At 44.0% G+C, this 12,984-nt stretch carries 11 protein-coding genes and 1 other RNA gene; 6 read left to right on the top strand and 6 right to left on the bottom strand.

Going from position 1 to position 12,984, the window contains the following annotated elements:
• Positions 1–87: 87 nt before the first annotated feature.
• The 3 genes from OCU90_RS03295 to smpB all read right to left on the bottom strand — a co-directional run bounded on the left by OCU90_RS03295 (position 88) and on the right by smpB (position 2,392).
• Positions 88–1,377 carry a site-specific integrase gene (locus OCU90_RS03295; RefSeq protein WP_061023980.1) on the bottom strand — a complete coding sequence of 430 codons (1,290 nt, stop codon included), beginning with the start codon at positions 1,375–1,377 and terminating at the stop codon, positions 88–90.
• A gap of 96 nt (positions 1,378–1,473) precedes the next feature.
• Positions 1,474–1,840: a transfer-messenger RNA gene (ssrA, locus tag OCU90_RS03300) on the bottom strand.
• 66 nt (positions 1,841–1,906) lie between these two features.
• Positions 1,907–2,392 (bottom strand): SsrA-binding protein SmpB, encoded by a 486-nt coding sequence (gene smpB / locus OCU90_RS03305; protein ID WP_004735156.1) that lies wholly within the window; start codon positions 2,390–2,392, stop codon positions 1,907–1,909.
• Positions 2,393–2,511: 119 nt separating this feature from the next.
• Between smpB and OCU90_RS03310 the strand changes: the two genes are divergently transcribed.
• Together OCU90_RS03310 and OCU90_RS03315 are read left to right on the top strand one after the other, a co-directional pair.
• Entirely contained in the window at positions 2,512–2,940 is a 429-nt protein-coding gene (locus tag OCU90_RS03310) for an SRPBCC family protein (RefSeq protein WP_004735157.1), read from the top strand.
• 3 nt (positions 2,941–2,943) lie between these two features.
• Positions 2,944–3,255, top strand: coding sequence for an RnfH family protein (locus OCU90_RS03315; protein ID WP_004735158.1), 312 nt, complete (start codon positions 2,944–2,946; stop codon positions 3,253–3,255).
• Between the two features lie 230 nt (positions 3,256–3,485).
• Here the strand turns inward: OCU90_RS03315 and bamE are convergent, their stop codons facing one another.
• From bamE to nadK, 3 genes are all read right to left on the bottom strand, one after another.
• Positions 3,486–3,845 (bottom strand): outer membrane protein assembly factor BamE, encoded by a 360-nt coding sequence (bamE, locus tag OCU90_RS03320; RefSeq protein ID WP_004735159.1) that lies wholly within the window; start codon positions 3,843–3,845, stop codon positions 3,486–3,488.
• Between the two features lie 167 nt (positions 3,846–4,012).
• A complete protein-coding gene (recN, locus tag OCU90_RS03325) occupies positions 4,013–5,677 on the bottom strand; it encodes a DNA repair protein RecN (RefSeq protein ID WP_017088942.1) in 1,665 nt (554 codons plus the stop codon).
• Positions 5,678–5,972: 295 nt separating this feature from the next.
• The gene (gene nadK, locus OCU90_RS03330; RefSeq protein ID WP_004735161.1) at positions 5,973–6,857 is read right to left on the bottom strand and encodes an NAD(+) kinase; all 885 of its coding nucleotides are present in this window, start codon (positions 6,855–6,857) and stop codon (positions 5,973–5,975) included.
• A gap of 143 nt (positions 6,858–7,000) precedes the next feature.
• Here nadK and grpE point away from each other — a divergent pair, with 143 nt between their 5' ends.
• From grpE to dnaJ, 4 genes are all read left to right on the top strand, one after another.
• On the top strand, positions 7,001–7,582 hold the full coding sequence (gene grpE, locus OCU90_RS03335) for a nucleotide exchange factor GrpE (RefSeq protein WP_017059864.1): 582 nt from the start codon (positions 7,001–7,003) through the stop codon (positions 7,580–7,582).
• 392 nt (positions 7,583–7,974) lie between these two features.
• Positions 7,975–9,249: a dicarboxylate/amino acid:cation symporter gene (locus tag OCU90_RS03340; RefSeq protein WP_004735163.1), complete on the top strand. Its 1,275-nt coding sequence runs from the start codon at positions 7,975–7,977 to the stop codon at positions 9,247–9,249.
• 339 nt (positions 9,250–9,588) lie between these two features.
• A complete protein-coding gene (dnaK, locus tag OCU90_RS03345; protein ID WP_061023982.1) occupies positions 9,589–11,502 on the top strand; it encodes a molecular chaperone DnaK in 1,914 nt (637 codons plus the stop codon).
• A 286-nt stretch (positions 11,503–11,788) separates the two neighbouring features.
• On the top strand, positions 11,789–12,937 hold the full coding sequence (gene dnaJ / locus OCU90_RS03350) for a molecular chaperone DnaJ (RefSeq protein WP_017079898.1): 1,149 nt from the start codon (positions 11,789–11,791) through the stop codon (positions 12,935–12,937).
• Positions 12,938–12,984 lie beyond the last annotated feature (47 nt).

Here is a 12,984-nt window from a genome sequence, read left to right on the forward strand (position 1 = left end):
GTTTTACATTGACTCCGTAAAAAACTTTGGGCGTGAACTCACGCCCAAAATTTTAAATAATATGTTATTTGTAGAAATTTCTTAGGTTTATGGCGTTATATTGATCAATTTTGATACTGTTTCTATTTCAATTAAGTCAACCACCTCTTTAAGTTGACTTAGATCGAGTTCTTTTCCGTAGCGATCGTACGTGATGTTATTCAAGGTATGCCCCAAGATCGCACCAGCGGCAATATGGGAAACTTGTTTACGTTTGAACTGCGTAGCAACGGTATGCCTAAAGGAATGGAAATCATGACCTCTACTAAAACCGAGCTTGGTTTTAAATCGGCCATACCACTTAGAAGCGGCGCTACCAAAGCCGTCTCGTGAGTCCTTCAGTTCAGGAAAAACACGCTCGTGTTTAACTGAATGTAGGTACTCAATGAAGCCTAGTTCTATTAATTGTCGGTGAATTGGAATAACACGACGACTCGTTAAGTTTTTGAGTTTCTGCCCTTCGTACCTGTCATCGATTTCAATAACCCAAATCCCATCCCGTTGGCGAACGTCCGATTTGTAAAGCTGGCAGAGTTCATTCAGTCTGGCACCCGTTAGACTTGCAAGAAGTGGTAGCCAATAGTAGTAGGGGTGTTTGAACTGTCGCTTAGTATGAATATCGGTACTAAAGATTTTTTGTAAGTCTGTTTTCGTATATGCGTTTTTGGCTTCACTGTCTTTACGCTGTTTTCGAAAGCGTATTGCTTTGAATGGATTGATATCGGTCAATTCGTTTAAATGACACCATTCAAAGAACCCCGACATCTTCTGGCTGTAATCTTTTACCGACTCTTCGCTCAGTGTCGGCATATTAAGTCTCTCATTGAGTTCAATCGCTCCCTTTGCCGTTAGTCCCTTAAATTGGGCGTGCTTTTTCATATTGACGGGATACATGCGTAAGAAGCGTACGGCATCCTCGGCATTACCTCTTCGTATAGCGGTAAGGCTTGTCTTTCCTATTAACCCAAGAACGGTTTGGCACTTAGCTTTCAGCATTCCAACGGCCTTTGGTGATATATGTTGAGCTTTGTAGAGGCAAAAGCGTTCTAGTATCTTTTCAGGGGATAGCGTTTTAGTTTGTTTGGTTTTCGTTTCTGGATGTGTTTTATCTTGAGTGAGTGGTTTTACTTGAGGTGATGTTGCGATGGTAGTTGGCGCTAAGATAGTACGACGAACCTGTATCTCTAGCTCTAATGCCAAGAGAATAGCTTTGTCTTTGTTGGATGTTTTCAGCGAGCGCTTGATCTCATGGAATCCATCAAGCAGGTGTCGATGCTCAGAGGGGATCTGATATCGGAACTGCCAAATGCCGGATTTCGAGATAGATAAATAGTGCATGTCTTAGTACCAAAATGTAGTACAAACAGCCTAATATCGAAGTTATAAATATAAAAAGGGCGGTAAATCAGTGACTTACCGCCCTTTCCAAACGTTTGGTGGAGCTGGCGGGAGTTGAACCCGCGTCCAAAAATCATTCATCATTGGTACTACATGCTTAGTCGATCTTTAATTTCACCAGCAACCTGCGAACCGACACGCTAGTTAAAGGCTAACCTGAATTGTTATTCGCGCTTTTCCTCTCAGGTGGGAGAATCCGCGCTAGCTAGTTTGGGTTTGATCTCTTATTGGTCCCCGTCTTACGAGCGGAAGCTAGGGTAAGAGAGCTCTGAGCAGGTTATTAAGCTGCTAGTGCGTAGTTTTCGTCGTTTGCGACTATTTTTTTGCGGCTTTTAACGTGGCCAACCGCCCCACGGCATGCACCTCAGACTTCAAAATTCCTGTCGAATCCTAAATCAGCCCCAAGTGTTATTTGCATAGTACCAGAAAAGCATTGCCTGTCTAGCACTGTGCGTTTAAGTGCTTAAAATTAACGCAAATTACTCTTCATAATTCGTGCTTTATCTCTCGCCCAATCTTTTTCTTTCATATCAGTACGTTTATCGTGCAGCTTTTTACCTTTCGCTACGCCAACTTTAATCTTCGCCCAAGAGCGAGACCAGTAAAGTGCGGTTGCGACAAGTGTCATGCCTTCACGGTTAATACGACCGATAAGGTTGTCGAGCTCTTTTCTCGACATAAGTAGTTTACGGATACGTGTTGGGTTCGCCACGATATGAGTACTCGCCTGAGTGAGCGGAGTGATCGTCATACCACTGATGAATGCTTCGCCGTCTCGGATGTAGACGTAGCTTTCTGCGATATTGGTTTTGCCTTCACGTAGGGATTTTACTTCCCAGCCTTGTAGCTCAAGCCCCGCTTCTATCTCATCATCGATGAAATATTCGTGGCGAGCTTTCTTATTAAGCGCAATGGTATTACTACCGGCTTTTGATTTTGATTTATTCTTTGCCATAATGGCCTCATTATACGGATTGCACCCTAGTTGGGGAATCCTTTTTATTTGCGCTCTGGCCCAATACAATTAAAATTGCAGTTTGTGTTAATGTAACGCTGTCTTTAACAGGAGTCTATATGCCAAAGGTTACTCGTTCAGCATTAGTGTCGTTTAGTGCCGACCAGATGTTCAGCTTGGTCAATGATGTTGCTCGTTATCACGAGTTTTTGCCAGGGTGTTCTGGTTCACGTGTGATCGAATCTTCAGATTCAACTATGGTGGCTTCGGTTGATGTCTCTAAAGCTGGTATCAGTAAAACATTTACCACATCGAACCGCTTAGCGGATGGCGCTGAGATCTTGATGGAGCTGGTGGATGGCCCGTTCAAAAAACTGCAGGGTGGTTGGTATTTTACTCCGCTCGATGAGCAAGCGTGTAAGGTTGAGCTTAAGTTGGAGTTTGAATTTTCTAGCCGAATGATTGAAATGGCATTTGGTAAGGTTTTCAATGAGCTGACGAGCAATATGGTCAGTGCTTTTACTCAACGCGCGAAACAGGTTTATTAAGCCATGACTATTGAATCGGATATGATCCACGTAGAGGTTGTGTTTGCGCTTCCGCACGAGCAGCGTGTGTTTACCTTGGTAGTGAACAAGAACGCGACCGTTGAAGAGATCATCGCACAGTCTGGTGTTTTGGAACTGTATCCAGAAATCGACTTAGCGAAAAACAAGGTTGGCGTATTCAGCCGTAACGTTAAGCTAGATGCGACGGTTCGTGATAAGGATCGTATCGAAATCTACCGTGCACTGTTAGCCGATCCAAAAGAGATTCGCCGTAAGCGTGCTGAGCAAGCAAAAGCGGCCGCTGCTAAATCGTAATGCCAAACAAATTTAACTTAGAAGAGAGCTCGCTGTATTGGCGAGCTTTTTTGTGCCTGTTGGTTAGACAACGCACTTAATTTGTTAGCGGATATTAAAAAGCCTGCTCGTGAGCAGGCTTTTGCGATTCATACTTTGTCGACTGATAGTTTTGTCGACTGATAGCTTTGTCGACTGATAGCTTTATCGGCTAAGAGCTTTGTTGACTGGAAAGCTTTGTTGGTTGAAAGCTAGCGAAGGCTTTCGAAGAACTCATCACTGGCTTCAAAATCACCGTTGATCGTTACTAGAGTCCCTGTGGCATCAAAGTTAACGACTAGGTTTTTCTGAATAGGGTCTTCATGGCCTTTTTGGTGGTGGTAAATGTAATACCACGTATCTGGGTAGCCGTTTTCGATAAGCATCGGTGAGCCCATAACGTAACGAACTTGTGTTTTTGTCATGCCAAACTTGAGCTGATCGACAGCTTCTTGTTCAACATAGTTACCCTGATTGATGTCAATTCGATAAACCAACTTCTCTAGTAGAGAGCAACCGGTCAACATTGTTAGTGCAAGTGGAACTGCAACTAACCACTTTTTAATTCGCATAGTTTGAGATCTTTCTTCGCTAAAATACTGCCTGATAATAAACAAGCTCCAGCAAGAAGTAAAAAGCTCCTTGCGCTTTGAGCTTGTTATGACTGGCAATTTTGAATTAAGTTGCAAAATTGCCAAGATTTTTCGGTAAATTATCAGAAAGTTGCTGAATATGTAACCTAAGCTGCGATTAATAACTCTTTTGCGTTGGCAAGCGTCGATTCGGTAATCTGGCTACCACCAAGCAGTCGAGCAAGCTCTGAAACGCGTTGTTGTTCATCAAGCGTGTGCATTTGGGTCTCTGTTTTTCCCGATTTCGTGTTCTTCGCAACAAATAGCTGTTGGTGACCGCAACCGGCAACTTGAGGTAAGTGAGTCACACACATCACCTGCGTAGATTCGCCCAGCTTACGTAGCATTTTTCCGACAACCGCAGCCGTTGGTCCACTGATACCCACATCGACTTCATCGAAAATAAGGCTTGGTGTATCCACTTTTTGAGCTGTTATCACCTGAATCGCTAGTGAGATTCGTGATAACTCACCACCAGAAGCTACTTTGGCAATTGGCTGCATTGGTTGGCCAGGGTTGGTCGAAACAATGAAGGTCACGTTATCCATACCCAATGGGGAAGGGTGCGTGTTGGTGTTGTTCACTTCAATGGCAAATTGCGCTTTTTCCATGCTCAGTTCGTGCATGCTTTGCGTGATTAGCTTGTTGAGCTCTTTTGCATAACGAGTTCGAGATTTATGAAGCTTCTCTGATTTAGCAACGAACGATTGGTATTGGTTTTCTACCTCATTTGCTAATTCTTCCAACTTTTCATCAGAGCAATCCAGCGCTTCAACTTGTTGTAATAAGTCTTGATGGTGCTTATAAAGCTCTTCTGGTAATACGTGGTGCTTACGAGACATCGACATCACTTTAGAGAAACGCTCTTCAACGTAAGCCATACGACCCGGATCGACATCAATGCTGTCTAGGTAGGTTCTTAATTCGTTATTGGTCTCTTCAATCTGAATAATGGCTTCAGACAGTAAGCTCGGCAATTCAGCCAATCTTTCATCAAGCTCAGCTAACTGAATCAGGGAGTTATTGGCCGATTGCAGAATACCAAGCGCATTAACTTCTTCGCCTTCATAAATAAGCTCGATAGCTTGCTGACAGGTTGTGGCCAATTCTCCGCTATTGGAGAGGCGCTTATGCTCTTGTTCGAGGTCTTCATATTCTTCCTCCCCAATAGACAGCTCATTTAACTCTTTGATTTGGTATTCAAGAAGTTGTTTTTGAGCTTGATTTTGCTGGCTATTTTCACGTAACTCTTTCAAGTGGTTATCGGCTTGTCGCCAGGCTTGATAAGCATTACGTGTCGATTTCAACAGGTTCAAGTGGCCTGCGTATTGATCAAGCATGGCCATTTGGTAATCGCTTTTCATCAACTGATGGTGCGCATGTTGACCGTGAATGTTGATCAACAGCTGCCCAAGCGATTTCAATTGTGAAAGAGGGACAGGACTGCCGTTAATGAATGCGCGAGAACGACCTTCTTTAGAGATGGTTCTACGTAATATGCATTCACCGCCATCAAGCAGCTCGTTGTCTTCTAACCAGCGGGTAGCGTGTAGATTGTTCTCAAGTAAAAAAGCAGCACTGACTTCGGTTTTTTCTTCACCTTGTCGAACCATTCCTGCATCGGATCTTCCCCCAAGACATAAGCCTAAAGCATCGATAGCGATAGATTTACCCGCACCCGTTTCACCGGTGATTGTTGTCATGCCTTTAGAGAGTTCTAGCTGTAAAGACTTAACAATAGCGAAATTATTAACACTTAGATGAGCCAGCATTTTTATTTACCTGTATAACTGAACAATACTGTATATAAGCTCAGTATATACTGTTTCTTTATACAGTAAAGTCGGTGGGTGAAATTTTTTTGCGATAGCTCTCAGAAAATGAGTGCGTCCGTAGATCACTGAAACCGCAATAGATTCCTAACTCAGTCGTTCCTCCCTGTCGGGAGTGGAGGTATAAGGAATTGAAGAGAAGCGAGAGCCGAAGGGTTTTTTACTGGCAATAAAAAAGGCTGACGAATGTCGTCAGCCTTTCAAATTTTCGGTTACCACTGGAGCGTTTATTCTCTTAGAACAGCTTACTCGACCAGCCTAGTTTGTTACGTAGAACATGGTAGTAGTTGTAGTCTTTAGGGTGGATCAGCTTGAGCACATTCGGGCTTTGGTAAATGTGGATCTCATCGCCAGGAGAAACCGGTAGCGAGATTTGGCCATCGCAGCTGACTTCCTGTGTACCGCGGTTATCAGGCGATACGATCAGCTTGATACGACGCTTTCCATCCACCACAAGTGGGCGGCTTGAAAGGGTGTGCGGGAACATTGGCACTAGTGAGATAGCATTTAGGCTTGATGACAGGATAGGGCCGCCGCCAGAAAGCGAGTAGGCGGTAGAACCTGTCGGTGTTGAGACGATCAAGCCATCAGAGCGCTGTGAGAAGGCGAAGCTGTCATCGATATACACTTCGAACTCGATCATGTGCGCGACTTGGCCGGGGTGCAGTACAGCCTCATTAAGGGCTGCATTGTGGCTTTTTATCTGGCCATGACGATGAATTTCAGTTTCAAGTAAGAAGCGCTCTTCTTCCATGAACTCCCCCTTAAGCACATCAGTCAGCGCGCTCTGGAAGTTTTCAGGGTTGAGATCGGTTAGGAAACCAAGATTACCTCGGTTAACACCTATCACTGAAATGTCGAAACGTGACAAGATTCTAGCGGCACCGAGCATATTTCCATCACCACCCACAACAATTGCGAGATCGGCACGTTTACCCAATTCAATCAGGCTAGAAAAATGTTCTTGTGGGATATCGTCCAAAATGCTGGAGAGCCTATCATCAACAAACACTTGATAACCCTCAGTACTTAACCACTGATAGAGCTCTCTATGAGTCTGAATTGCTTGCTGATCTCGAGGTTTACCAATAATTGCGATGACTTCAAATGGCTTTTTCATAACGTTTCCAAACGAATTAGGCTTGAATCAAAATTCTTCATCCCCATAATAAAGGCAAGTTGAACGTCTATGCGAGTGTTTTATATCAATTTGAGGCGCAAACACGCCTGTCACTGGCATTGAAAACGAATTCTGGAGATATCATGAGCAACGAAGAAAACAAAGTAACCGAAGAAGAGCTAGATCAGATCATTGCTGAAGCTGAGAAAGTTGAAGAAGCTGAACTGAATGAAGACGCGGCTGATGAGCAGGAATCAAAAATTGCTCAACTAGAAGCCGCACTGCTTTCTAGTGAGTCTAAAGTGAAAGAGCAGCAAGATTCTGTTCTTCGCGCAAAGGCTGAAGTTGAGAATATGCGTCGTCGTACTGAGCAAGAAGTGGATAAAGCACGTAAATACGCGCTAAACAAATTCGCTGAAGGCCTACTACCTGTTATCGATAACCTAGAGCGTGCAGTACAAGCTGCAGATGCTGAGAACGAAGCGGTTAAGCCGATTCTTGAAGGTGTTGAGCTAACTCACAAAACGTTCGTAGATACAGTGGCTAAATTTGGTCTTACAGAGATCAACCCTGAAGGTGAAGCATTCAACCCTGAATTCCACCAAGCCATGTCTATTCAAGAAAGCCCAGACCACGAGTCAAACACTGTGATGTTTGTTATGCAGAAAGGCTACGAGCTTAACGGCCGTGTTATTCGCCCTGCAATGGTAATGGTTGCTAAGTAATTGAGTAGCCGCTTGCTAAGCAGTTGATTATTGCAGTTGTGAAGTAAGACAATAGCGGCGACAAAACAATTCACTGGTTAACGTGAAATGAAAAGAGAGGCATATGCCTCTCTTTTTTTATGCCTGTAACTTGAGAGTCCACGTGAATAGTCACCAAAATCGCATTAAGAATGTCGTTCTTTTTATTTCATCTAGAACAGTGATTTAGAGTTTTATATTATGAAACTGGTTGTTAATGAAGAAATGTTTTGACGTCACACTTGTAATGTTTTTGTAAATAAATGCTTTTAATTGTTACCTTTGTATGTAAAATCCACTGCAATATAGCGATTTGGGTCGCATATATAACTATAAAAGTACAATTTTTAAACACAACAAACTGGAGAAGAACGATGGACAAATCGCTCTCAAGTAAGATTTTTGTAGGCTTGTTTGCCGGCCTTATTATTGGTACTGCTATTCAGTACCTATTCAGCGGCATTGCTATTTTTGATACGTACCTACTCGGCGCTGCTGAAGGTGCTGGTGGTATGTTCGTATCACTTATCAAGTTGCTTGTAGTACCTCTTGTATACGTATCTATTGTTTGCGGTATCGTTGAGCTAAAAGATATTCGTTCATTCGGTCGTCTTGGTGGTAAAACCTTTGGTCTTTACATTATTAACACCATCATCGCGATTTCAGCTGCTCTAACGATTGGTCTTATTTTCCAACCGGGTGCTGGTGCGAATCTAGCGGGTACAGTTTCTGAGACAATTGCGCTTACAACAACTGAAACGCCAGATATCTTCTCTCTTGTTGTAAACATCGTTCCTAGCAACCCTGTAGAAGCATTTGCAAGTGGCGACATGCTGCAAATCATCTTCATGGCTATTCTGACTGGTCTTGCTATCCAAGCTCTTGATTCTCGTGGTGGCCCAGCTATCAAGACATTCAAGATGGCTAACGAAATCATGATGAAGCTTATCGGCCTAGTAATGAGCCTTGCGCCATACGGTGTATTTGCTCTGATGATTCAATTAGGTGCAACACTTGATGCAAACACGCTAATGTCAGTTGCTGGCTATGTCGCGCTTGTTGTAGCAATGCTTGTGTTCTGGATCTTCTTCTTCTACCCAATGATGGTTGGTTCATTCACTGGTATTTCTCCAAAGCAGTTCCTACGTGCAACTCGTGAGCAAATCCTTTTCTCACTATCGACTGCAAGTTCGAACGCGACGATTCCAGTAACAATGCGTACTCTGACGGACAAACTGAACGTATCTAAGTCAGTGGCAGGTTTCGGTGTACCACTAGGTGCAACAATGAACATGTCTGGTGTATCTATCTACATCGCACTAGCAACTATGTTCGTAGCAAACGCATTCGGTCAGCCAATCAACACTGCTGACATCTTCACTCTAGGTCTAACTATCTTGCTACTGTCTATCGGTGCTGGTGGTGTTCCGGGCGGTGGTGTTGTAATGGTCGGTGTTCTATTGCACCAACTAGGTTTGCCACCAGAAGGTCTAGCGATTGTTGCTGCTGTTGACCGTATCTGTGACATGTTCTGTACTTCTTCTAACGTTGTTGGTGATACTGCGGTTAACACTATCGTAGCGAAATCTGAAAACGAAATCGGCGTTGAAGCTAACGAAGAAGCTGAGCTAAAGAAAGCAGAAGCATAATCAGAGACTTTTCATCTATAGATGAAATCTAAGTGGAAAGCCTGAATAGATAAACGGAGCCTAAGTGGCTCCGTTTTTTATTGGGTGATCAACCCAGTTATGGGGCTCACATTAAGGTAATGAGATGTATTCGTGTCTAATCATTCCTTTTATTAAAATAAATGTGAAAAAATCCAGTATCCCCCTTGAAAAGGCTTCGTGAGCCCTTATCTATGGTGCATACGAAAGCAAAATACATTTGCATTTAAATTTTGTGTATTAGGGTTGAATCCCTGATTACTACCCCCCACATAGTGGGTATAGCAAAAAACTAAATAGAATTTATTCGGAGAAAGCCTGATGGGTCGAATCATTGGTATTGATTTAGGTACTACTAACTCTTGTGTTGCTGTTCTTGACGGTGACAAACCACGCGTATTAGAAAATGCTGAAGGCGAACGCACAACAGCATCGGTAATCGCATACACTGAAGGCGAGACGCTAGTTGGTCAACCTGCGAAACGTCAAGCAGTTACTAACCCTCAAAACACGCTATACGCGATTAAGCGTCTAATCGGTCGTCGTTTTGAAGATGAAGAAGTTCAACGCGATATCGAAATCATGCCTTTTAACATTGTTAAAGCTGATAACGGTGATGCATGGGTTGAAGCGCAAGGCCAAAAAATGGCTGCTCCTCAAGTATCTGCTGAAGTTCTTAAGAAAATGAAGAAAACAGCTGAAGACTTCCTAGGCGAAGAAGTAACTGGCGCAGTAGTAACTGTTCCTGCTTACTTCAACGATGCTCAACGTCAAGCAACGAAAGATGCTGGCCGTATCGCTGGTCTAGATGTTAAACGTATCATCAACGAACCTACTGCTGCTGCTCTGGCTTACGGCCTAGACAAGCAAGGTGGTGATCGCACTATCGCTGTATACGACCTTGGTGGTGGTACATTCGATATCTCTATCATCGAAATCGATGAAGTAGAAGGCGAGAAGACTTTCGAAGTTCTTTCAACTAACGGTGACACTCACCTTGGTGGTGAAGATTTCGATAACCGCATGATCAACTACCTAGTAGATGAGTTCAAGAAAGAGCAAGGTATCGACCTTAAAGCTGATCCACTAGCAATGCAGCGTGTTAAAGAAGCAGCAGAAAAAGCGAAAATCGAGCTTTCTTCTACTACTCAAACTGACGTAAACCTACCTTACGTTACTGCTGATGCGACTGGTCCTAAGCACATGAACATCAAAGTGACTCGTGCGAAGCTTGAGTCTCTAGTTGAAGACCTAGTTCAACGTTCTCTTGAGCCACTAAAAGTTGCTCTAGCAGATGCTGACCTATCTGTAGGCGAAATCACTGACGTTATCCTAGTGGGTGGTCAGACTCGTATGCCTATGGTTCAAGCTAAAGTAACTGAATTCTTCGGTAAAGAGCCACGTAAAGACGTGAACCCTGACGAAGCTGTTGCAATGGGTGCTGCTGTTCAAGGTGGTGTACTAGCTGGTGAAGTTAAAGACGTTCTTCTTCTAGACGTTACTCCTCTATCTTTCGGTATCGAAACGATGGGCGGCGTAATGACTAAGCTTATCGAGAAAAACACAACTATCCCTACTAAAGCGGATCAAGTGTTCTCTACAGCTGAAGACAACCAAAGCGCAGTAACTATCCACGTTCTTCAAGGTGAGCGTAAGCAAGCGACTTACAACAAGTCTCTTGGTCAGTTCAACCTAGAAGGTATCCAACCAGCACCACGTGGCATGCCACAAGTTGAAGTGACATTCGACCTAGATGCTGATGGTATCCTGAACGTATCTGCTAAAGATAAAGCGACGGGTAAAGAGCAGAAGATCACTATCCAAGCATCAGGCGGTTTGTCTGAGGAAGAGATCGAAGCAATGGTTCAAGAAGCAGAAGCGAACAAAGAAGCTGACAAGAAGTTCGAAGAGCTAGTAACTTCACGTAACCAAGCTGACCAAATGATTCACGGCACTAAGAAGCAAGTAGAAGAAGCTGGTGAAGCTCTACCTGCAGACGAGAAAGCTAAAATCGAAGCAGCTATCGAAGCTCTAGAATCAGTTAAGTCTGGTGACGACAAAGAAGCTATCGACGCTAAAGTTCAAGAACTTATGCAAGCAGCTCAAAAGCTAATGGAAATTGCTCAACAGAAAGCTCAAGCTGAACAAGCTGGTGCTGACGCTGGTGAACAACCTAAGCAAGACGACGATGTTGTAGACGCAGAGTTTGAAGAAGTTAAAGAAGACAAAAAATAATTTCGTCGCAGAGTAGCCTGATTTCGTTGTCGGAAGTGCTCACCTACTAACGTAGGCTCCGCGCTTCCTTCTAGAACTCAAGCTACTTGCTTAGAAATTCATTGTCTCAAAGACTTATTATTGCGGGCGTCAGAGGTAACTCTCACGCCCGTAAATTTGTATTTAGACTTGTCGATCTAGATAATAGCTTTATTCGGCGTTTCAGCCGGCAGAACTTTTATCTAGATTGATACATAGACTACTGAAGTGATCATTCGGTAGTAGCAATTATTTGGTGACCTAGAACATGTCAAAACGTGATTTTTACGAAGTATTAGGCGTAAGCCGCGATGCATCAGAGCGCGATATTAAAAAAGCGTACAAACGCTTAGCGATGAAATTCCACCCGGACCGTAATCAGGGTGATGACAGCGCAGCAGACAAATTTAAAGAAGTAAAAGTAGCGTACGAGATCTTAACCGATTCTCAAAAGAAAGCAGCTTACGACCAATACGGCCACGCAGCTTTTGAACAAGGTGGCATGGGTGGCGGCGGCGGTTACGGCGGCGGTGGCCAAGGTGACTTCGGCGATATCTTCGGTGATGTGTTTGGCGATATCTTTGGCGGCGGTCGTCGCGGTGGTGGTCAAGCGCGCGCACAACGTGGTTCTGATTTGCGTTACAACATGGAGCTTTCTCTAGAAGAAGCCGTTCGTGGTGTATCTAAAGAAATCGAAGTACCAACTCTTGTAGAGTGTGATATTTGTGACGGTAGCGGCGCGAAAGCGGGTTCTTCTGCACAAACGTGTGGTACTTGTCATGGCCACGGCCAGGTACAAATGCGCCAAGGTTTCTTTGCGGTTCAACAGACTTGTCCTACTTGTAACGGTAAAGGCAAGATCATCAAAGACCCATGTAACTCATGTCATGGCCAAGGTCGCAAACAGAAAACGAAAACGCTTAACGTTAAGATCCCAGCAGGTGTTGATACTGGTGATCGCATTCGTCTATCTGGCGAAGGCGAAGCAGGGGAGCATGGCGCTCCAGCTGGCGACTTGTACGTACAAGTACACGTAAAAGAGCACAACATCTTTGAGCGTGACGGCAACAACCTTTACTGTGAAGTGCCAGTAAGCTTCTCTATGGCTGCTTTAGGCGGTGAAGTTGAAGTTCCAACACTAGATGGTCGTGTAAACCTTAAAGTGCCAGAAGAAACACAAACGGGCCGTATGTTCCGTATGCGTGGCAAAGGCGTGAAAGGCGTTCGTGGCGGCGGTGTGGGTGACCTAATCGTTAAACTAGTGGTTGAAACACCGGTTAAGCTAAGCTCTCGTCAAAAAGAACTACTGCGTGAATTCGAAGAAACATGTTGTGGTGAAGCGGCAAGCAAGCACAAGCCAAAGTCTGAAGGTTTCTTCAGCGGCGTGAAAAACTTCTTCGATGACCTAACTAAGTAATTGATAGTGATTTGAAACTTTTAAAGCCTGCCAGTGTGCAGGCTTTT

The organism is Vibrio splendidus (genome assembly GCF_024347615.1).
Lineage (GTDB): Bacteria > Pseudomonadota > Gammaproteobacteria > Enterobacterales > Vibrionaceae > Vibrio > Vibrio splendidus.

Coding starts and splice junctions, on each gene's coding strand:
- nadK (WP_004735161.1), bottom strand. CDS start 6,857: ATGAAAAAGCCATTTGAAGTCATCGCAATTATTGGTAAACCTCGAGAT.
- OCU90_RS03295 (WP_061023980.1), bottom strand. CDS start 1,377: ATGCACTATTTATCTATCTCGAAATCCGGCATTTGGCAGTTCCGATAT.
- OCU90_RS03315 (WP_004735158.1), top strand. CDS start 2,944: ATGACTATTGAATCGGATATGATCCACGTAGAGGTTGTGTTTGCGCTT.
- grpE (WP_017059864.1), top strand. CDS start 7,001: ATGAGCAACGAAGAAAACAAAGTAACCGAAGAAGAGCTAGATCAGATC.
- OCU90_RS03310 (WP_004735157.1), top strand. CDS start 2,512: ATGCCAAAGGTTACTCGTTCAGCATTAGTGTCGTTTAGTGCCGACCAG.
- recN (WP_017088942.1), bottom strand. CDS start 5,677: ATGCTGGCTCATCTAAGTGTTAATAATTTCGCTATTGTTAAGTCTTTA.
- OCU90_RS03340 (WP_004735163.1), top strand. CDS start 7,975: ATGGACAAATCGCTCTCAAGTAAGATTTTTGTAGGCTTGTTTGCCGGC.
- dnaK (WP_061023982.1), top strand. CDS start 9,589: ATGGGTCGAATCATTGGTATTGATTTAGGTACTACTAACTCTTGTGTT.
- smpB (WP_004735156.1), bottom strand. CDS start 2,392: ATGGCAAAGAATAAATCAAAATCAAAAGCCGGTAGTAATACCATTGCG.
- bamE (WP_004735159.1), bottom strand. CDS start 3,845: ATGCGAATTAAAAAGTGGTTAGTTGCAGTTCCACTTGCACTAACAATG.
- dnaJ (WP_017079898.1), top strand. CDS start 11,789: ATGTCAAAACGTGATTTTTACGAAGTATTAGGCGTAAGCCGCGATGCA.